At 62.8% G+C, this 19536-nt stretch carries 17 protein-coding genes; 4 read left to right on the top strand and 13 right to left on the bottom strand.

The window, feature by feature from the left end:
• Positions 1–26 precede the first annotated feature (26 nt).
• Positions 27–638, top strand: coding sequence for a response regulator (locus AABB87_RS07300; protein ID WP_341970639.1), 612 nt, complete (start codon positions 27–29; stop codon positions 636–638).
• Between the two features lie 76 nt (positions 639–714).
• Here AABB87_RS07300 and AABB87_RS07295 read toward each other — a convergent pair whose 3' ends face one another.
• On the bottom strand, positions 715–2013 hold the full coding sequence (locus AABB87_RS07295) for a sensor histidine kinase (protein WP_341970638.1): 1299 nt from the start codon (positions 2011–2013) through the stop codon (positions 715–717).
• Positions 2014–2447: 434 nt separating this feature from the next.
• Here AABB87_RS07295 and AABB87_RS07290 point away from each other — a divergent pair, with 434 nt between their 5' ends.
• The 3 genes from AABB87_RS07290 to AABB87_RS07280 are packed head-to-tail and all read left to right on the top strand — an operon-like array spanning position 2448 to position 7033.
• Positions 2448–2870 (top strand): Hpt domain-containing protein, encoded by a 423-nt coding sequence (locus tag AABB87_RS07290; protein WP_341970637.1) that lies wholly within the window; start codon positions 2448–2450, stop codon positions 2868–2870.
• Positions 2867–5122: a putative bifunctional diguanylate cyclase/phosphodiesterase gene (locus tag AABB87_RS07285; protein WP_341970636.1), complete on the top strand. Its 2256-nt coding sequence runs from the start codon at positions 2867–2869 to the stop codon at positions 5120–5122. The genes AABB87_RS07290 and AABB87_RS07285 overlap by 4 nt, the downstream gene beginning before the upstream one ends.
• Positions 5123–5152: 30 nt before the next feature.
• Positions 5153–7033 carry a GGDEF domain-containing protein gene (locus AABB87_RS07280; protein ID WP_341970635.1) on the top strand — a complete coding sequence of 627 codons (1881 nt, stop codon included), beginning with the start codon at positions 5153–5155 and terminating at the stop codon, positions 7031–7033.
• Between the two features lie 107 nt (positions 7034–7140).
• On the opposite strand, the gene AABB87_RS07275 is transcribed toward AABB87_RS07280, so the two are convergent.
• The 12 genes from AABB87_RS07275 to AABB87_RS07220 form a co-directional block, all read right to left on the bottom strand.
• Complete coding sequence (locus AABB87_RS07275) at positions 7141–8448, bottom strand: methyl-accepting chemotaxis protein (RefSeq protein WP_341970634.1); 1308 nt, start codon at positions 8446–8448, stop codon at positions 7141–7143.
• 168 nt (positions 8449–8616) lie between these two features.
• Positions 8617–9330, bottom strand: a complete 714-nt coding sequence (locus tag AABB87_RS07270; protein WP_058722086.1) for an RNA polymerase sigma factor FliA — start codon at positions 9328–9330, stop codon at positions 8617–8619.
• Between the two features lie 18 nt (positions 9331–9348).
• Positions 9349–10188 carry a MinD/ParA family ATP-binding protein gene (locus tag AABB87_RS07265; RefSeq protein ID WP_341970633.1) on the bottom strand — a complete coding sequence of 280 codons (840 nt, stop codon included), beginning with the start codon at positions 10186–10188 and terminating at the stop codon, positions 9349–9351.
• Positions 10189–10224: 36 nt separating this feature from the next.
• Positions 10225–11931 carry a flagellar biosynthesis protein FlhF gene (flhF, locus tag AABB87_RS07260; RefSeq protein ID WP_341970632.1) on the bottom strand — a complete coding sequence of 569 codons (1707 nt, stop codon included), beginning with the start codon at positions 11929–11931 and terminating at the stop codon, positions 10225–10227.
• Positions 11932–12010: 79 nt separating this feature from the next.
• Entirely contained in the window at positions 12011–14107 is a 2097-nt protein-coding gene (gene flhA, locus AABB87_RS07255; RefSeq protein WP_341970631.1) for a flagellar biosynthesis protein FlhA, read from the bottom strand.
• Positions 14104–15294: a flagellar biosynthesis protein FlhB gene (gene flhB / locus AABB87_RS07250; RefSeq protein WP_341970630.1), complete on the bottom strand. Its 1191-nt coding sequence runs from the start codon at positions 15292–15294 to the stop codon at positions 14104–14106. The genes flhA and flhB overlap by 4 nt, the downstream gene beginning before the upstream one ends.
• 229 nt (positions 15295–15523) lie before the next feature.
• Positions 15524–16165: a protein phosphatase CheZ gene (locus AABB87_RS07245; RefSeq protein ID WP_445944841.1), complete on the bottom strand. Its 642-nt coding sequence runs from the start codon at positions 16163–16165 to the stop codon at positions 15524–15526.
• Positions 16166–16179: 14 nt separating this feature from the next.
• The gene (cheY, locus tag AABB87_RS07240) at positions 16180–16560 is read right to left on the bottom strand and encodes a chemotaxis response regulator CheY (protein ID WP_442952164.1); all 381 of its coding nucleotides are present in this window, start codon (positions 16558–16560) and stop codon (positions 16180–16182) included.
• A 39-nt stretch (positions 16561–16599) separates the two neighbouring features.
• Entirely contained in the window at positions 16600–17565 is a 966-nt protein-coding gene (gene motB / locus AABB87_RS07235; protein WP_341970629.1) for a flagellar motor protein MotB, read from the bottom strand.
• A 68-nt stretch (positions 17566–17633) separates the two neighbouring features.
• Positions 17634–18491, bottom strand: a complete 858-nt coding sequence (motA, locus tag AABB87_RS07230; protein WP_341970628.1) for a flagellar motor stator protein MotA — start codon at positions 18489–18491, stop codon at positions 17634–17636.
• Between the two features lie 111 nt (positions 18492–18602).
• The gene (locus AABB87_RS07225) at positions 18603–19331 is read right to left on the bottom strand and encodes a class I SAM-dependent methyltransferase (protein WP_341970627.1); all 729 of its coding nucleotides are present in this window, start codon (positions 19329–19331) and stop codon (positions 18603–18605) included.
• A gap of 28 nt (positions 19332–19359) precedes the next feature.
• On the bottom strand, positions 19360–19536 hold a 177-nt coding region (locus AABB87_RS07220; protein ID WP_341970953.1), incomplete at its 5' end, for a FlhC family transcriptional regulator.

Here is a 19536-nt window from a genome sequence, read left to right as displayed (position 1 = left end):
CGTTTTTCGCACAGGAACACCCGCAGGTGAGTAGCAAGGGCAAGATTCTGGTGGTTGACGATGACCGGCTGGTGCTGGCGACCTTGACCTATGGTCTGGCCCAGGCCGGCTTCGAGATCATCGATGCCGACAACGGTGACGACGCTATTTTGCTGGCGCGCGAACATCGGCCGGAACTGGCCCTGCTGGATATCCGCATGGAAGGCATGAGCGGCTTTGATGTCGCCGCCTATCTTCGCGAGTACCTACAAATCCCCTTCATGTTCTTGTCGGCCTTTGCCGACGAAGAGACGGTGGCCAAGGTGAAAGAGCTGGGCGCCGTGGCCTATCTGGTCAAGCCGCTGGACATTCACCAAATCGTGCCTGCGGTGGAAGCCGCCTTTGCCAAGCGCAGCGCCACGCCTGCCCCGCAGCCGCCCCGCGGTCCGCTGGGCAAGGCCGCAGCGAATGTCGTGCTGGAACAGACGGCGGCGCTGGCGGTGGGCATTTTGATGCACCGCTATTCGCTATCGCGGCAGCAAGCACTGGCGCGGCTGCAAGCCCTCAGCGATGCCGAAGGCCGCAGCCTGGAAGAACAATCGCTGCGCTTGGTCGAAGCCACCGAAATGCTGTCCATGCCCGGGCAAATCAACCCCTAAATCTCCGCTTAGGCACTCCTAGGCAGAGGCCAAGCCCAAGTTTTCAGGGCGCTCCGGGTCAGCGGAGCTTGGCCGTTCAGGCAGGCAATGTGAAGTAAAACTTGGCGCCGGCGCCGACTTCAGATTCCGCCCACACTTCCCCGCCATGGCGGCGCACAATCCGCCGCACCGAGGCCAGGCCCACGCCGGTGCCCTGGAAGTCACTGGCGCTGTGCAGGCGCTGGAACACGCCGAACAAGCGGTCGGCATAGCGCATATCAAAGCCCGCACCGTTGTCGCTGATGCGGAAGATCCACGGGCCCGGGCCATCCCGCTGCGCCTCGAAGCGGATCTCGGCCTGCTCGCATTTGCTGCTGTACTTCCAGGCATTGCCGAGCAAGTTCTCCAGCACCATGCGCAACAAGACAGGGTCGCCCTGCGTCGTCATCAGCGGCTGGATATGAACCGTAACCTTGCGCTGCGGTGCGCTGCGCTGCAACTCATCCAGCACCAAATCCGCCAATTGCGACAGATTGACCGGCTGACGCGCCAAGGGCTGCGAGGACAACTGGCTCAGCGACAGCAACGAATCAATCATGCTGTTCATGCGTGAGGCCGCGCCCATCACCCGGTCGAGATGGTCGTTACCAATACGGTCCAGCAAGCGGCCGTAGTCCTCTTTCAAAATGCGGGCAAAGCCCTCCACCACACGCAGCGGCGCACGCAAATCATGCGAGACGGTGTAGCTGAACGAAGCCTGTTCCTGCGCCTCAAAAGCCTGCGCTTGTAGCTGAGACTGCAGCTGCGATTGCAATAGATTCGCCTGTGCCTGCTCACTCACCTGCTTTTGGGTCTGAGCTTGGGCCAACATCACGGCGGCACCGGCTGCCATGGCCTGCTCATCGATCACCGCCAGCTTCTTGGCCACACCTTGGTAGCCCTGAAACTGCCCTTGCTCGTCCCAACAAGCTAGGCCCAGCAAGTCCCAGTTGCCGCCGTCACCAGCAAGCGCCTGCACCCGGCAGTCGATCTCGGCAGGCTGCTGCTTCAGCAGGACTTGCAGCGCCGCAGCGTCGGCCGAGCCCTCGAGGTTCAGCAAGCCAAAGCGCTCCCAGCATGGCTGGCCGCTAGCCGGCAAGGGTTCGGCGCCATTGACATGCCAGCTCAGCAAACGGTGTTGTGGGTCACTGTGCCAGCGGCCATCGGCCTGCTTGGCCAGCAACTGTTCCCAGCGCTGGTTCTGCGCCCGCAGCACACTCAGGCTGTGGCCGAGGGCCTGCCGCGTTAGCTGCCGGCTCAGGTAAAACGCGGCGCCCGCCACCAGGGCCAAGATCAGCAAGCCGAACCATGCCAGCAACATCACATGCCCGAAACCCACACCCGGCCCTTGGCTCATCGCCAAGCCCAAAGCTAGCGGTCCCGGCAAGAGGCTTGCCAGCGCGAGCAATAGAAAGGAGATTTTGGGCCTCCAGGCCCTGGAGTGCGCGGTGTGGTGAGCATCACGGACACTGTTCATGAGCGGCATTGTAAGGATCATGTGCAGCCCGAAACCAAGCTCAAGCGCGACCCGCGCCGCCCCGTGAGGCCGGTTGGCACAAGAGCTTGGCGTCAAAGCGCAAAGAAAGGCACGGAAACACCCCAAATTCCCTGGGCTGACAGGCCGATATCGCTATGACTATCAAGCTACATTGCAGCTTGCAGTTCTGTTTTCAAAAAATAACTCGCATGGCTTGTGGCTGCGCGCAACTCCCCGGTGTTTTTGGCACCGGACCTCAAGAGCCCAGCCCCAGCCCATGCAAACCTCACTAACGCTCAGCACGCCTTTTGAACATGCAGCCGCGTCCCTTGCCAGAATCTTCGTCACCTGACCGTAGCAGCGAATGGACCGTTCCCGAAGGTCTCGACGCGCAAGCGCTTGAGCGCCTGTTTGAACTCGACCCGGATGGCAGCAACAAACTGGTGGAGCGGGTGATCGAAGCCTATGTGAAGTCCCTGGATCGGCTGCTGCCGGACCTGCAGCAGGCCCGCGCGCCCGAAATTGACCTCAATGTGGTGCGCCACGTCAGCCATACCCTTAAGTCTTCCTCAGCCAGTTTGGGCGCGCTGAAGGCCTCCGCGATTTGCGCCGAGGTGGAATTGATGGCTCGTAATGGTGAAACTGGCGGCCTAGCAGCGAAACTAGACGATATGCTTGCAGAGCTTGCTCAGGTGAAGCAGGCCTTGTCGACGATGCGCATGCCGGGGCCCCAATGAATTCAGTTGGCACATTGCACGATGACGGTGATCCGAAGCAACCCAAGGTGCTCTTGGTTGATGACGATGAAGTCAATCTGCTGCTGACCGCCTCGGCCCTGCGCAGCCGCGACTTTGAAGTCAGCGTGGCTCACGGTGGCCAGCAAGCCCTGGACATGATGGCGCAGAGCGCGCCGGACATCATCGTGCTGGACGCCATGATGCCGGAGATGGACGGTTTCGAAACTTGCCGCCGCCTGCGCGAGTTACCCGGTTTCGAATCCACCCCGGTGCTGATGTTGACCGGCCTGGACGATGAGGCCTCCATCAATCTGGCCTACCAAGTTGGCGCCACCGATTTCTTCGTCAAGTCGCCGCAATGGAGTCTGCTCTCAGGGCGGCTGCGTTACTTGTTGCGCTCTTCGCGCACCCGCATCGAGTTGGAGCGCAGCAAGGCCAAGCTGGCGCGCGCTCAAGACCTGGCCCGCATGGGCAGCTTCGAGTGGCAACAGCGACGGGGCTTCCATCTGGCGGCCGAGGCTTTGCGCGTGTTTGGCCGCGGCCCGGCTGAGCGACTAGATTTCATCGGCGTGATGCGCATGGTGCCGCATGAGGAGCGGGTCTTGTTCCTGCGCCTGCTGCGCGATGTGCTGGCGCATAACTCGGTGTTGGTCACCGACTTGGCCGTGACCTTGCAGGACGGCCGCCAGCGCGTTGTGCACATCGAAGCCGAGCCCGAGTTCAACGAGCAAGGCAATGCCTTCGGCTACACCGGCGTGATGCAGGATGTGACCGACCGCCGCCAGGCCGAGGACCGCATCCGCCAGTTGGCGCATTTCGACGCCCTCACCGGCCTGCCGAACCGGCGCCAGCTGATCTGGCGGGTAGAACGCGCCATCGAGCAGGCCCGCCGCGGCAGCCACGAAGTGGGCTTGCTGCTGATTGACCTGGACCGTTTCAAGATCATCAACGATACCCTGGGCCACCAAGCCGGTGACGAGCTACTGGTGGAAGTGGGTCGCCGCCTGCGCGCCTGCGTGCGCCACTCCGATCAGGTCATGGAGGGCATGCTGGAAACCGTCGGCGGGCGCTCGCATCGCACGCTCGAAGCCGTCGGCCGTCTGGGTGGCGATGAGTTCGTCGCCCTGCTGCCCGAGATCGCTGACGAACGCGATGCCGAGCGGGTTGCGGGACGGGTGCTCGAAGCCCTGCGTGAGCCCATCTTCATCTCCGGCCAAGAATGTTTTGTCACCGCCAGCGTCGGCATTGCGATCTACCCGCGTGACGGCCTGACCATGGCGGACCTGCTGCGCAACTCCGACGTGGCCATGTACGCAGTGAAGTCGCAGGGGCGCAATGCGGCGGCGCTATACACGCCGCAGTTGGCCGGCCAGGGGCGCGAGAAGCTGGAGCTGGAAAGCGCCCTGCACAAGGCGCTGGAACGTGGCGAGATCGTGCTGCATTACCAGCCCAAGGTCGATGTGCGCGCCGGTTGCATGGTGGGCGTTGAGGCCTTGATGCGATGGAAACGCGGCGACAAGCTCGTCTCCCCCGCCGACTTCATTCCGCTGGCCGAAGAAACCGGCCTGATCGTGCCGCTGTCGGAATGGGCAATCAAAGAGGCCGCCCGCCAGGCCAAGATCTGGCAGCTCAACTTCGGCTTTGCTGACTCCATCGCGGTCAATCTGCCCAGCCGCATGTTCGAACGCTCCGACCTGGTCGAGCACATCCACCAATGCGTCAGTGCCTACGGTGTGCCGCACCGCTCGATCCAGCTGGAGATCACCGAAAACAATCTGATGAAGGATTTGCAGAAGGTCATTCCGGCCCTGCACCGCCTCAATGAAGTCGGGGTCGAGATTTCCATCGATGACTTCGGCACCGGCTATTCCTCGCTGGCCTATCTGACCACCCTGCCGATCTCGGAGGTCAAGATCGACCGCACCTTTGTGCGCGATTTGGGCATCACGCCGCAGAGCTCGGCCGTTGTCACCGCCATCATCGCCCTGGCCCGCGCCATGGGCCTGCGGGTGATCGCCGAAGGCGTGGAGACCCTGCGCCAGATGGATGTCCTGCACCGCCTGGGCTGCAGCCTGATGCAGGGCTTTTTGTTCAGCAAGCCGCTGCCCCCAGAGGAGCTGGAGCTATGGCGGGACCAAATCGTACTGCCGCGCAAAGCACCCTGGATCGGGCGCGCCGACGCTGAGGCGCAAGAACTGCGAGACACTGAACCTGGCAATGGCACGCAGCGCCCGCACGGCGGCCGCCGTTGAACAAAGAAGTTAGATTAAAAGGTCCTAGTCATGGATGAGCGACGCAGCCCCCGCGCGCCCGCCGGCGCCACCAGCGCCCAGATCGCCAAGGCCGCTTTCTTGCGCCTGGCCCAAGCGCAATTGGAGCCCACGCCGGAGAATTACGCCCGCGCCTATGCCGTGGAGTCTGGCACCGAGGCCGCACCAGCCGCTTTGCCTGAGCGCGCCCAGACCCTGCTGACCAAGCTGCTCGCACTGGGTGTGAGCGGCAGCCAGGCCCGCCTTGACCTGCAGGTGTGCGTGCGCGAATCGCGCTGGGACGAGGCGCTGCGCCAAGTCGAGCGCCTGCAGCAAACGGTCGGCCCCATCGCGCAAGCCGAGGCCCTGGCCCAGGTGCTGGAGCGCCTGATCCGCGGGCTGGAGCGCGGCGGCCGCCAGTGGACCGTGGCACGCAAGAAAGACGGCTTGCAGCGCGTGCTGGAAGGCAATCGCAGCGACAGCCAGCGCCTGATCAAGCGCCTGCAACAGCTGGTCGCCAGCTGGGACTCGGACGTGGCCGACAGCAGCATCGCCACCTCGGACGATGCCGGCGGCACGCCAAGCCAGTTCTTCATGGACGAAGATGCCGGCCTGTCCAATTTCGGCGCCGAGGCCGATGAGCCCTTTGAGCCAGCCTCTCCGTCCAGCGCGACCAACCCGGCGGCAGACGCCGCCCAGTGGCCGCAAATTGAATCCAGCTTGCACGCCACCGTGCAGCACGCCCTACAAAGCCCCGAGGGCTATGCCGACGAGTTGATGGGCGAGCTCAGGGCCGCGCAGCTGCAATTGCAGGTGCAAGGCGTCAGCCCGCAAGCCGCAGCCCAGATGGAGCAGCTGTGTCAACGCGCCCGCCATCTGCTAGATCACCGCCAGCATATGTTCACCGAGCTGGGCCAGCTGTGCCGCGAATTGAGCGCCAGCTTGGTTGATTTGGCAGAAGACGACTCCTGGGCGCGCGGCCAATGCGAGGCCATGAACAACACGCTGGAGCAAGGCCTGAGCGGCCGCGGCGTGCGCTCCGTCACCGAGATGCTGGGCGGCACGCGCGAGCGCCAGCGCGCCCTGCGGGAGGATCGCAAGAAGGCGCGCGAATCGCTCAAGTCCATGATTCACCAGATGCTGGCCGAACTGGGTGAGTTGGGCCAGCACACCGACCGCTTTCAGAGCAGCGTGGGCCGTTACGCCGAGGTGATCGAAAAGGCGGACAGCCTGGAAAGCCTGGCCGGCGTGGTGCGCGAGATGGTGGAAGAAAGCCGCAGCGTGCAGTCCCTGGTGCAGCAAACCCAGGCCCGCTTGAGCAGCGAACATGACAAGGCCAATAGCCTGAGCCAGCGGGTCGAAGCGCTGGAAGGCGAGTTGCAACGCCTCTCCAACGAGGTTCAGACCGATCAACTGACCCAGATCGCCAACCGCCGCGGCCTGCTCGCCGCCTTCGCGACCGAGCAAGCCAAGCTCGAACGCGACAGTGGTGACGCCACCAGCGAAGGCGATACCCAGCGCATCGCCCTGGCCTTGCTGGACATCGACAACTTCAAAAAGCTCAATGACAGCTTGGGCCATGGCGCCGGCGATGTGGCGCTGAAGTCTTTGGCCGAGCGGGTGCAGGCTTCCCTGCGCCCCGGTGACTTGGTGGCGCGTTACGGCGGCGAAGAGTTCGTATTGATGCTGCCGCGCACCCCCATCGAGGAAGCCCAGGCCGTGCTGCAACGCCTGCAGCGCGCGCTCTCGGCCAGCTTATTCATGCACGAGGGTCGGGATGTATTCGTCACCTTTTCGGCCGGCGTGACGCTGTACCGAGCCGGGGAAACGCTGGAGGCCGCCCTGGACCGCGCCGATGTGGCGCTGTACGAGGCAAAGCACACGGGCAAGAACAGAGCTTGCGTGGCGCCTTAAGGGGCTGCCCGAGCGGCAGCTCATTGACGCGAGGCCGCTGCAACAGCGGCGTCGGCCATTAGCGCATCAGCGCATCAGCGCCTTGGTACAACAGCGGCGCGCCGACCTTAGAAGTTGAACGCCAGGCGCAGCCCGCCCCAGTGCCTTCCGCCCACCACGATGGGGGCCGACACTTCCTTCAAGAGCACGAACTTGCCCCCGCCCATATCGCGGCGATAGGTCTGCAAAAGGAATGGCCGCTGGTTGCGGGCCGAAGCCAGGCCGGTGCGGTCATTGAAGATGCGCCGGTAGCGGCTGTTTGCAGTGTTCCACACCACATCGCCGGCGCGCTGCGGCTGGCAATACCTCTTGTTGTGGGCCGCCACATAACCGTTTCGGTCCACGGCAATGCAGTACACCACCTTGTCGCTGAAATCGAGCATGCGCTCTTGAACCGCCGGAAACAGCCGGTCGGCCAGCGCAACGAACTGGGTCAGATGCTGAGCCGGATTGCTGCCCGGTATGGCTTGATAGCGCTCATCAAACAGCTGGGCCTGCTGAATGTCGCCGCGCTGCAGGGCCTGGGCCAACAAGCTGGCGATTTCTGCCGCGGCTTGCTGTGCGGCCTGGATAAAGGGCGCGTCCTCGACCTCCACGCCGGAGTCGGCAATCTGCTCGATCACCTGCTCCGAGAGCCTCAAGAAACGGTCGCTGCATGAAAACGCGGCATCCAGCTTGACCATGGCCTGCTGAATCTCGCGCTCCAAGTCCGCCACCCGGCCACCCAGGGCGCCGATGGTCCGCTCACTTTGCTCGGCCGAAGTATTGATCTGCCCCACATCCGCCTGAACTTGTGCAAACGCTTGATGAATGGCACTGCGGCTGGCGTGGCCGGGGTCATTGCGCAACTCGCGGCTGAAAGCCTCGATGCGCGTGTCCAATGCGGACACCGTGCCCATGATGGCCTTGGATGAGTTTTCCACTTGCCCGGCCAAAGCCTTGACGGCATCGGCCACGACACCAAAACCACGCCCGGCCTCGCCGGCACGCCGCGCCTCAACCGAGGCATTGAAGGCCACTAGTCGCGTCTGCAAGGCAATTTTTGTGATCTCGGATGCCGCGTCCGAGACCTGGTGCAAGGTTTGAACAATGCCGCCAACCTCGTTGCCAACACCGTCCAGCGCCTGGCTGGCTCGCACCACAGCGGCGCCGGATTGGGCGGTTGAGCGACTGATGGCAGATTGCGCCTCGCGCACTGAAGCCAAATCCTGCGACAAGGCGCCCATGGCCTCGGCTTGGGCAAGCACGACTTTTTGGGTGTCTTCCAACAGCCCGCGCACCTCGGCGGCGTCTTTACCAACATTGGAAATGGCGCGGGAGATTTGCTGAACCACCTGCTTCATGGCCGCAGCCGTGCTGTTCGCAGAGGCGTTCAATTCAGAGGGGGCTTGTGCGGCCGACTGGGCTGCGGCTGGGCCATTCGGCCGGGGTGTCCACCAGAACCGCATCAATCTGCCCTCTCTTGATTGCTTGCTTGCACAAACCGCTGGCGGTGGCTCTCGGGCGACGCTGCCAGCCTTAGTTTCAGACCTTGTTCGCCGAACTCACCAATCGCGCAACTTCACCCGCAGGCGGGCAATGGCTTGGCTATGCAGCTGGCAGACCCGCGATTCAGTGACCTTCAAGACTACCGCAATCTCTTTCAGATTCATATCGTGCTCGTAGTACATGCTCATCATGAACTGCTCGCGTTCGGGCAGGTTCTTGATGGCCGCCACCAGGGCCTCGCGCATGCGATGGTCCTGCAGCTTGAGCATCGGGTTGTTGCTGTGATCGGCCACGTGGCGATCCAAGAAGTCTTCATCACCCTCGTCACCGGACATATCTTCCAGGTAGACCAGCTGGGTGCCACGCACCTTGCCGAGCAACTCCTGATAGTCGGCCAGGCTGACACCCATCTCGGCGGCGATCTCGCTTTCGGCCGGGGCGCGGCCGAGCTTTTGCTCCAGCTTGCGCACGGCGCCTTCGATATCGCGTTGCTGGCGGCGGGTGCCTCGGCTCATCCAGTCACCACCGCGCAGCTCATCGAGCATGGCGCCGCGAATGCGCTGAGTGGCGAAGGTTTCGAACTGCACGCCCTGGCCCACGTCGAAGCGCGAGAGCGCATCGGTCAGGCCGATCAGGCCGACCTGGATCAGGTCATCGATTTCGATATTGGCGGGCAGCTTGGCAATCATCTGGTGGGCCAGGCGGCGCACCAGCGGGCTGTACTGTTTGATGAGGGAGGAGTTATCGAGGCGGCCTTTGGCGGTATACATCTTCAGCTCCAGCTGCAATCAGTAAATGGCGGCGACGGCCGGGCGAGCGACAGTGCGGGCAGGCTGCGGCGCCGAGGGGCGCATCAGCGAGCGGGCCACGGGCCGCAAGGGGCTGGCATCGACCGAAGCCTCCAGCGCCGCTCCCGGAGGGGCGGCCATCAACAACTCACGCGCCAGATGGCGCACTTCGGTCGAAATCGGGGCACTGCTCGGTGTGCGTGGGTCCAGGCAAGCCCAGTCACGCAGCACCGCGCCAAGGAAACCATCGGCACAACTGCTCAGTTGTTCGGCAATCCGCTCCGACATGCGCAGCTGCGGCGAGCAAGCCATCAGTAGGCTGTAAACCATCAGCCCGGCGCGGCCCGCCAACCATTTCATGCCAGCATAAGCGTGGGTGACGCTATTGGCATCGGTATCGGCCAGCAAAACCGGGCGCACTTCACGCAGCGCGACCACACGGGCCAACTCCGCCGCACTGGCGTGCAGCAGCACCACATCGGCTTGCGGCGCGGCTTCGGTCACCACTTCAAGAAACTGTGCGGCCGAGCCCTTGGCATTGATGTAGCGCATCGGCAGGCCACGGGCGGCCAGGTAGGAGACGTCTTTGGACAAGCTCTCCACACAAGCGCCCAGATCCACCGAGGCCAGCTCGGACGGCGTAGGCGCGGACTCGGCGGCATCCACCACCAGGGTATGCAAACCCAGTTCGGCAAAAGCCGCGCAAAGACCTTCCAACAGCACGCCTGCACCCATGACATGCGGATTGCTGACCACTGGAATGAAGCGCACCCGCGAGCTGGCGAACAGCCGGCGCAGGCCATGGGCCTGGTCTTGCGGGGCAAGGGTATGAGGATTCACGTCGCGCATCATGATGGCTGGGGTCCCAGGTTTGGTCTAGTGCGTGCCCATAGCGGCGGCACTGCGGGGGCTGAGCGCTGGCCCACCGGCAAAAATCAGATTCACATCGGCACTGTCCATGCGCCAGGCACCGGCGGCTTGGCTGCGCAAGGCGCGCTGCACCAGAGCCTGAGCCGACAGGCGATGCCAGTCTTCCGGCACGCGCTGGCCATTGGTCACGCCCAGCACGCGCAGCTTGTGGCGGATCAGGGTGTCCAGGGCGGGCGCGAGCTTGACGGCTTCGTCGATCTTGGAGAGCACCACGCCTTGGCACTCATGCGCGCGCCAAGCGGTCACCACATCTTCAATCGTCTCGCCCTGCTGTGCGGCGTTGACGACCAGGATCTTGGTGATGCTGCGGTGCGCCAGCATGTCAAGCAATTCATTGGTGCGGCTGTCGCGCTGGGCCATGCCGGCGGTGTCGATCAAGACCATCTTCTTGGCCGACAGCAGGTCGAGCAAATCTTCCAGCGAGCTGCGGTCGTGGGCGGTATGCACCGGCACGCCGAGGATGCGGCCGTAGGCGCGCAGTTGCTCGTGGGCGCCGACCCGGTAGGCGTCCAGCGTGATCAGGCCCAGCTGAGCCGCACCGTGGCGGGTGGCAAAGGCGGCAGCCAGCTTGGCGGTGGTGGTGGTCTTGCCCACGCCGGTAGAGCCGATCAGGGCGAACACACCGCCCTGCTCTTCCAGTGCCGGCATGGCCTCACCGGTGAGCAAATTGCGTGACAACACGTTGGCGGCCCAGCTGGTTTCATCGGCGGTTTCGCCGTGGGCACCGGGCTTGAATTCGTTCGGGCAACCTTCCACCAGCTTGCGCACCAGGGCGGGCGAGAAACCCACTTCCAGCATCTTCTGGGTCAGACGAGCCTGGGTCGGTTGGCGTTGCAGCTTTTCCATGAAGGCCAGGGCGCCGAAGCGCTCTTCGATCAAGCCCTTCATGCTGCGCAGCTCGTTCATCATGTCTTGCTGGTCGCGGCGGCCACGGCCGGGCAGATCAGGCAGCTCGGTGCCCATGGCGGCCAAACCGCTGAGTTCTTGCGCGGCGGCCGGCATGCGGATTTCATCGCGCAGCACCGGCGGTGTGCGGCGGGCGGCGGGCGCGGCAGCGGCCGGGGCGGTTTCCACCGGACGGCGCGGCTGCATGGCTTGTAAAGCTGCCTGAGCGCGCTGCTGACGCGCGGCGGCCAGATTGCTGACGCCGGGCTGCTCGACGGCCGGCTCGGGCTGCAGGGCCAAGGGGTCGGGCAGGCCATCAATCTCGGCCTGGCGGCGCTTGAGTACGCGCTCGCGCACATAGTCCTGGAAGGACAAGGTGCTCATCGCCAGGGTTTCAACATCCTGGCCCACTTCATCGGCAGGGTCGTTGTAGCCAAAGCTGGGTTCGCTGCGCTGCTGCAGCTGGCTGCCTTGCTGACCGGCACGCGCTGCAAAGCTCTTGCCAGCGGGGGCCGAAGACATAGGCGCCGGCTGGGCGGTATTGGGCGCACCGGCCGGGCGGGCTTGCACGCGGCCGGGCGAGCTGATGCGGGGCGCTGTGGCGGCCACACGCTCGATCTGCGACATACCTTCGGGCGCCATGGCCAGCACTTCCACGCCTTCGGCGCAGGGCTTGTTGGACAGCACCACCGCATCATCGCCAAAAGCCTTGCGCACCAGGGCCATGGCTTCGCGGGAATTGCGGGCAGTAAAGCGTTTCACGTTCATAAGGCCTCCTGCCGAGCCACCTCAGCGGCGGCACGCGCCACCTCGAGGGGCAGCGAACGGATGTGAGTGTGGAAGCCGCTCATGCGGTGCCTCCGATGATCGATCCGATACGGATGGAATGAGTTTCAGGAATCTCGCTATGGCCCAGCACCTTCAGGCGCGGGGCGGCACGCTTCAGCAAACGGGCCATGGGGGCGCGGATCAGGTCGGGCACCAGCAAGCAGGCCGGCACACCGCGATCTTCTTGCGACTGGGCGGTTTCGGCAGCACTGCGGGCCAAGGTGTCGGCGACACCGGGGTCCAGGGCAGCGCCATGGGGGGAATTCAGGGCTTGGGTGACCAGGCGTTCCAGCTCGGGCTCCAGGGCGATCACGTCCAGCTCTTTCACCGGGCCGTAGATCTGCTGAACGATGGCCGGCGCGATGTGCACACGAATGCGGCGGGCCAGCTCGGCCGGATCGGTGATGTTTGCGTTCTCGGCCACGCTCTCGACGATGGAGCGCATGTCGCGGATGTGCACGCCCTCTTCCAGCAAGAGCTGTAAAACTTTTTGCAGTGAAGCGATGCCGAGCATTTTGGGTATCACGTCTTCGATCAGTTGAGGCGCTTGTTTGGTCAGGTGTTCCACTAGCGCCTGGGTCTCCACACGGCCCAGCAACTTAGCTGCGTGGACTTGCATCAAGTGTGAAAGATGGGTGGCAATCACGGTCGAGCAATCAACAACGGTAAATCCGGCCATTTGCGCCATATCACGCTGCCGGTCTTCGATCCACACCGCCGGAAGCCCAAAAGCGGGATCGGTGGTGGCCTGACCGATCAGTTTCTGGGTCGCGTGTCCCGGATTGATGGCCAGCCACATGCCGGGGAAGGCCTCCGCCTCGCCAATCACCGCGCCGCGCAGGGACAAGCGGTATTGGCTGGGCCGCAGTTCCAGGTTGTCGCGGATGTGGACCGAGGGTGGCAAAAAGCCCACTTCTTGCGCGAACTTGCGCCGCACGCCCTTGATGCGGCTGAGCAGATCGCCTTCGCGAGATTTGTCCACCAAGGCAATCAGGCGGTAGCCCACTTCCAACCCCAGGGTGTCCACCGGCACCAGGTCATCCCAGCTGGCTTCAGCATTGGGCTCGGGCGTGGTGGCGGCGGAGGTGGCTTGGCCAAGCAGCGCCTCGGCATCCGTCGCCTGTTGCTTGGTGCGCAGCCACCAAGCCAGATAGCCCGTACCCCCGGCGACCAGCAGGAACACCACATGCGGCATGCCAGGAATCAGGCCCAGCAGGGCGATCACACCGGCCGTGATGGCCAGGGACTTGGCCGAGCCGAAGACCTGCTTGCCGATCTGGCTACCGATGTCTTTGTCGGTGCCCACACGGGACACCACCATGGCCGCAGCGACCGAGATCAGCAGCGCCGGCACCTGGGCGACCAGGGCATCGCCCACCGCCAACAAGATGTAGGAATTGGCCGCCTGGCTGGCCGACAAGTCATGCTGCGCCACGCCGATGATGAAGCCACCAACGATATTGATCACCAGAATCAAAATGCCAGCCACCGCGTCGCCGCGCACGAACTTGCTGGCACCGTCCATGGAGCCGAAGAAGTCAGCCTCGTCGCCCAGCTCGGCACGGCGGCGTTTGGCCTCTTTCTCGTCAATCAGGCCGGCATTCAGGTCGGCGTCCACCGCCATCTGTTTGCCAGGCATGGCATCCAAGGTGAAGCGCGCGCCGACCTCGGCGATACGCTCCGCACCCTTGGTGACCACGATGAAGTTGATCACCACCAGAATGGCAAACACGATCAAACCGACCGCGAAGTTGCCGCCGATCAGGAAATGCCCGAAGGCCTCGATCACCTTGCCCGCGGCACCTGTGCCGGTATGGCCCTCGAGCAGCACCACGCGGGTGGAGGCGACGTTGAGCGACAAGCGCAGCAAAGTGGTCAGCAGCAGCACGGTCGGGAAGGCCGCAAAGTCCAGCGGCCGCACCATGCTCGAGGCCACCATCATCACCATCACCGCCATGGCGATATTGAAGGTGAACATCAGGTCCAAGGCGAAGGGCGGCAAAGGCAGCACCATCATGCCCAGCACCAGAATCACGGCCACGGGCGCGCCCAGCGCGCTCAACACGGCGGCACGCGGGCCCAGCAAGGCTTGCAGCTTGGCAATCAGCGGGTTCATGTGGCCTCAGCTCCAAAATCGTCGTCATTCGCCGGGTCTTCAGGGCGGAAGCCCGGCTTGTTGTGCGGATCCAGCTCCGGCGGCACTTGCGGGTCGGGCTGATCGGGGGCAGCCGTGCGCGTCGCCATGGCTTGCTTGAGCTGATACACATAGGCCAGCACCTGCGCCACGGCGCCGAACAGCACGGCCGGAATTTCACGGTCCACCTGCGCGTGGGCATAGAGCGCACGCGCCAGTACCGGCGACTGCAGCACCGGCACCTTGTTGTCCTTGGCCAGATCACGGATCTTCATGGCCAGCAAATCAGCACCCTTGGCCACCACTTTGGGCGCGGCCATGCTTTTGTCGTCGTACTTCAAGGCCACGGCATAGTGGGTGGGGTTCATCACCACCAGGTCCGCGCTGGGCACAGCGGCCAACATGCGACGCTTGGCCATCTCGCGCATCTTTGCGCGCATGCGACCCTTCATCTCCATATTGCCTTCGTTTTCCTTCATCTCCTGCTTGACCTCTTCACGGGTCATGCGCATGCGGCGCATGTAGAGCTGGCGCTGCATCGGCACGTCGATGACGGCAAACAAGGCCAGCGCGATGCCCAGCAGAATCAGCCCACCCATCAGCTGCTGGCCGGCATAGGCCAACGCGGCTGGCAGCGGCACGGACATGATGCCCACATAGGCCGCCAGGCGGTCTTTCAGCACCATCGCGCCGATGATGCCCAGCACCAGGGCCAGTGCCACCGCCTTGGCCGCTTGGCCCAGACCATGGCCGCTGAACATGCGGCCCAGGCCAGCCAGCGGATTGAGGTGGGAGAACTTGGGCGCCAGCGGCTTCATGGTCCAGTTCCAGCCACCTGAAGCGATATTGCTGGCGATTCCAACCACCACCAAAATGGCCGCGATAGGACCCACAACGGCAATGAAATAGAGCGTCAACTCACCCAGGCGCTCAGCCATCAAGGCAGGCCGCGCGAGCATCTGCGCATCAAAATGCAAGGCGCGGGTGAGCATTTTTTGCAGGCTGTCGACCACGCTCGGCCCACCGACGCTGAGAATGGCGCCGCCCGCCACCATCATGGCGAAGTGAGGCAGATCACGCGAACGCGGCAGCTGACCCTCGGCCCGAGATCTTTCGATCTTCTTGGGCGAGGCCGGTAAATTTCTGTCTTGTGCGTCTTGGTCGGCCATGGCAATTGGGGGTGGGCGAGCTTAGATAAGCTCGCCCTGCCATTGTTTGCCGGGCGACGAAAAACTTAAGCCGAAAAAGGCCGGGGAAAGCGGCGGTGATCCGGCGTCAGTTTGCTGACACTTGAGCCCCTAGGGCTACACCGCCACGCAGGCTAGGCAGGCGGCCAGCTACAGGCGCAAAAAAACCCGCCTCAGCGGGTTTCATCCAATCAAAGGCCTGGCTCGCGCTTCAGAAGCCCAAGCTGGCCAGCAAATCATCCACTTCACCCTGATTGGCCACCACATCGGTGCGACCTTCGGGGTTCACCACGGGGCCTTGCAGAATGCTGGGGTCCACCTTCTCACGCTGCTCGGGCGGCACCACGGACACCAGCAGCTTGACCAAGCTGTCTTCCAGGTCGTTCGCCAGAGTCACCACCTTGGCCACCACTTGGCCGGTCAGGTCATGGAAGTCTTGCGACATCATGATGTCGGTCAGATGGCCGTCGATATTGGCCGTGCGGGCCTCGACTTCTTTGACGAAGTTCAAAATAGCGCCGCTAGCCACGGCCTTGACCGGGTCAGCCACGATGGCCGCGGCCATCGCATTGGTGGCGGCCGTGATGTAGGCGTGATCGGCCTTGGCCTGATCCACCGAGTTCAGCACCTTGTTGGCAGCCTCGGCCGTCTTGGTGGCGATATAGCTCAGGCGGCTGCGCGCGTCGGGCAAGCCGTCGGTTGCAATTTGCAACTTGGGCATCACGCCCAGTTGCTGCATGGTGTCGTGCAGAACGCGGGTGATGGAACCGATCTGCTGAAACACCTCAGGCGAGACGGTCAGCGGATCGGTGCCCTGATGCAGTTTGCTCAATTCATCTAATTGAATTTGCATGGCCAACTCCCGGTTCAGGCCGCAGCGGCCAGTTTTTGCATGATCTTCATGACCTTCTCTTCCAAGGTGGCCTTGGTGAAGGGCTTGACGATGTAACCGGCAGCGCCTGACTGGGCGGCCAAGACGATGTCTTCCTTGCGGGCTTCGGCCGTCACCATCAGCACCGGCAGATGCTTCAGATTGGCGTCGGCCTTGATGGCGTTGAGCAATTCGAAGCCCGTCATATTGGGCATATTGATGTCGCTGACCACGAAGTCAAACTTGGTCTGCTTGAGCATATTCAGGGCTTCTACCCCGTCTTCGGCTTCTTCGCAGTTGTTGTAGCCGATCTCCTTCAACAGGCCGCGCACAATGCGCCGCATGGTGGAAAAGTCATCGACGACCAAAAATTTCATGTCTGCACTCATGGCATTCCTCGCTGGGGCTAAGTGGTTTTATCGGGGCGTGGCTTTGGAACTTGAGGAAATATTTTTCCCGACTTCAGGCTCGGCGGCTTTGGCTTCTGCTTCAGGCTCAGCGTCTTCATCTGGCACATTCTTCAATACTGCATCTTCAGCGTCGCGGTTCATCACAATGATGCTGATGCGGCGGTTGATCGCACTCTGCGGCTGCTTGCTATCGAGCAGCTTGCTGGACGCCAAACCTTGCACGCGCAAGGTACGGGCCTCCGGCAAGCCACCCAAAATCAATTCGCGTCGGGAGGCATTGGCGCGGTCCGCCGATAACTCCCAGTTACTGTAGCCGCGGTCGCCTCCCGGAAAGGGCTGAGCGTCAGTATGCCCTTCCAAGGTCAGCCGGTTTGGCACTTCAGACAAGACACTGCCGAGTTCCTGCAGCAACTCACGCATATAGGGTTTCACAACTGCACTGCCGCTGTCAAACATCGGCCGGTTGCCTTCGTCAACAATTTGTATGCGCAGGCCTTCTTTGGTCATGTCCAAGCGGATTTGACCACCCAGATTGGCGAGCTTGGCATTGCTGGCCAGCACATCTTCCACCTTGGTCTTGAGTTGCTCCAGCCTGGCCTTCTCAGCCTTGCGCTGCTCTTCCTTGAGGGCGCGCAGATTGAAAGTGCGCTTGGGCGCCTCGACATCGCCTGACTTGACTTGGCCGGTTTCGCGGCTAAGGTCTTTGCCGCCGCCCTTGACTACGCTGGAGGAGTCACCTGCACCCGAGCCCCCCGCCATGGCAATCTTTAGCGGCGACCCGAAGTAATCGGCAATGCCCTTCTTATCGCCCTCGGTGGTGGAACCCAGCAGCCACATCAACAAGAAGAAAGCCATCATGGCCGTCACGAAGTCGGCATAAGCGATCTTCCAGGCCCCGCCATGCGCTGCATGACCGCCCTTCTTGACCTTTTTGATGATGATGGGCTGGAGCTTTTTGGCGTCACCAGCCATAGCGCAACTCCGATCGTGTTGAATTCAGGAGCAGGCGAATGAAATGTTTGCGCATCACCCTCCCCCTTCTATTTCTTCTTCACGTGGGCTTCCAACTCGGTGAAGGTTGGCCGGTCACCCGAAAAGAGCACCTTGCGACCAAACTCAATCGCGACTTGCGGCGCGTAGCCTTGCATGCTTGCCAGCAAAGTGGTCTTGATGCACTGCAATTCCTTGCCCGCATCTTCAACCTTTTGCTCCAGCAGGCCGCCCAGCGGCTCAACAAAGCCGTAGGCCAACAAAATCCCCAGGAATGTACCGACCAGGGCGGAACCGATCATGCCGCCCAGCACAGCTGGCGGCTGGCCCACCGAGCCCATGGTGTTCACCACACCCAGCACGGCCGCAACGATACCGAAGGCCGGCAAGCCACCGGCCAAACGAGCAATCGCGGCAACAGCAGCATGTTCTTCAGCGTGGTGAGTGTCGATCTCGGCGTCCATCAAAGACTCGATCTCGTGGGCATTCAAATTACCCGAGACCATCATGCGCAGATAGTCGGTGATGAACTCGGTGACATGGTGGTCATTGCCCACCGTCGGGTATTTCTGGAACAAGGCCGAAGAGTGCGGATCTTCCACGTCCTTTTCGATCGACATCAGGCCCTCTTTACGGGCCTTTTGCAAGATGTCGTACATCAGGGCCAGCAGCTCCATATAGCGTGCTTTGCTGAACTTGCTGCCTTTGAAACAGGCGCCCAAGCCCTTCATTGAGGCCTTGACCACCTTCATCTGGTTGTTCGCCAAAAAGGCGCCCGCAGCTGCGCCGAAGATGGTGATCATCTCGAAGGGCAAGGCTTTCAAAATGACGCCAATATTGCCGCCGTGGACAATATAGACACCGAAGATGCAGCCCAGCGCGATTAGCCAACCGATGATGACAAACATGTTGATTTCTGTATGAACTAGCCAGCGATATCGGCAAAAACCTGTTGCGCTTGAGTGTGCCCGAGCGCCGGGCGGGGCAATCCGCGCAAGTGGCGGGTCTTGCCCCTGTAATCAAATTGGCCTTCGATACAACCACAGGCAATGCCCGCGCGGCAAATCCACCTGAGCCAAGGGCGCCTCACCCGCTACCGCGAAATCCAGGCTGACCAAATAAGCGCCGGGAGCCAGTTCCGCAACGGCCTTAGCCCAGACTCGTGGCATGGACTCGGGCCGCTGAAAAACGTAAATCATCTGGAAGCCTTGCCAGCTCTGGCTCCACATATCACCACGCTGGATCTCAGCCCAGGGGCAAAGCAAGCGAGCCAGCAGCGCCAGCAAGCCGCTCCACTCCACTCCGGAAAGGTGTGCCTGCGGGTAGCAGCGCCGCAGTTCACGCAAGCCATGACCCAGGCCGCAGCCGGCATCAAGCACTCGCGCACCTGCAGACAAGGGCGCCAAAGTGGCCAAGTCTTGCAAGGCATTGCGCGGCGTCGGGAAAAGCGGAGCATCGCCCCAGCTGCGGCGCGGGTAGGCCAGCGCCAGCAGCGCAAACGGCAGCAGCCAGGCCCAGCCGGGCAGATCACGCGCGCCGGCCGTGATCAACAAGGACAGCGGAAAGCCCCCCGCAACCATCAGGCGGCGCCAGCGCGGCACCTGCAGCATGGCCGAGGCCAGACCCAACAGCGCGGCAGCCAGCATGGCCACCACCGCCTGCAACTCGGCCTGACGCAGCAGGACAAATAGTGCCCAGGCCAGCGCCCAAGTCAACAAGGCCGGCAGGGGCCAGGGCAGCACGAACATCGTCAGGCAGACTTGGTTTTATCTGGGTTCAGTGCATCTGAATCGCGCCCTGCGCGCGGCCCTTGCCGGCGCGGGCCGGCGGGTTGCACATGCCGCAAACATAGTGGCGGGCAATCTCGTGCGGATGGGTCACGAATTGACCGCCGCAGGTGCTGCACTTGGTCATCGTCAACATGCCGTTGTCGATGAACTTCACCAGGCGCCA

Source organism: Roseateles sp. PN1 (assembly GCF_038419725.1).
Classification (GTDB): domain Bacteria; phylum Pseudomonadota; class Gammaproteobacteria; order Burkholderiales; family Burkholderiaceae_C; genus Paucibacter_A.
The sequence above is the reverse complement of the archived record's forward strand: the minus strand, read 5'-3'. Positions and strand labels throughout refer to the sequence as shown.

What these genes read in the sequence shown, in the direction of transcription:
- cheY (WP_442952164.1), bottom strand. Translation starts at nt 16,560, where the DNA reads ATGAAATTTTTGGTCGTCGATGACTTTTCCACCATGCGGCGCATTGTG.
- motA (WP_341970628.1), bottom strand. Translation starts at nt 18,491, where the DNA reads ATGTTTGTCATCATCGGTTGGCTAATCGCGCTGGGCTGCATCTTCGGT.
- AABB87_RS07295 (WP_341970638.1), bottom strand. Translation starts at nt 2,013, where the DNA reads ATGAGCCAAGGGCCGGGTGTGGGTTTCGGGCATGTGATGTTGCTGGCA.
- flhA (WP_341970631.1), bottom strand. Translation starts at nt 14,107, where the DNA reads ATGAACCCGCTGATTGCCAAGCTGCAAGCCTTGCTGGGCCCGCGTGCC.
- AABB87_RS07270 (WP_058722086.1), bottom strand. Translation starts at nt 9,330, where the DNA reads ATGTATACCGCCAAAGGCCGCCTCGATAACTCCTCCCTCATCAAACAG.
- AABB87_RS07225 (WP_341970627.1), bottom strand. Translation starts at nt 19,331, where the DNA reads ATGTTCGTGCTGCCCTGGCCCCTGCCGGCCTTGTTGACTTGGGCGCTG.
- AABB87_RS07245 (WP_445944841.1), bottom strand. Translation starts at nt 16,165, where the DNA reads ATGCAAATTCAATTAGATGAATTGAGCAAACTGCATCAGGGCACCGAT.
- flhF (WP_341970632.1), bottom strand. Translation starts at nt 11,931, where the DNA reads ATGAACGTGAAACGCTTTACTGCCCGCAATTCCCGCGAAGCCATGGCC.
- AABB87_RS07290 (WP_341970637.1), top strand. Translation starts at nt 2,448, where the DNA reads ATGCAGCCGCGTCCCTTGCCAGAATCTTCGTCACCTGACCGTAGCAGC.
- flhB (WP_341970630.1), bottom strand. Translation starts at nt 15,294, where the DNA reads ATGGCCGACCAAGACGCACAAGACAGAAATTTACCGGCCTCGCCCAAG.
- motB (WP_341970629.1), bottom strand. Translation starts at nt 17,565, where the DNA reads ATGGCTGGTGACGCCAAAAAGCTCCAGCCCATCATCATCAAAAAGGTC.
- AABB87_RS07280 (WP_341970635.1), top strand. Translation starts at nt 5,153, where the DNA reads ATGGATGAGCGACGCAGCCCCCGCGCGCCCGCCGGCGCCACCAGCGCC.
- AABB87_RS07285 (WP_341970636.1), top strand. Translation starts at nt 2,867, where the DNA reads ATGAATTCAGTTGGCACATTGCACGATGACGGTGATCCGAAGCAACCC.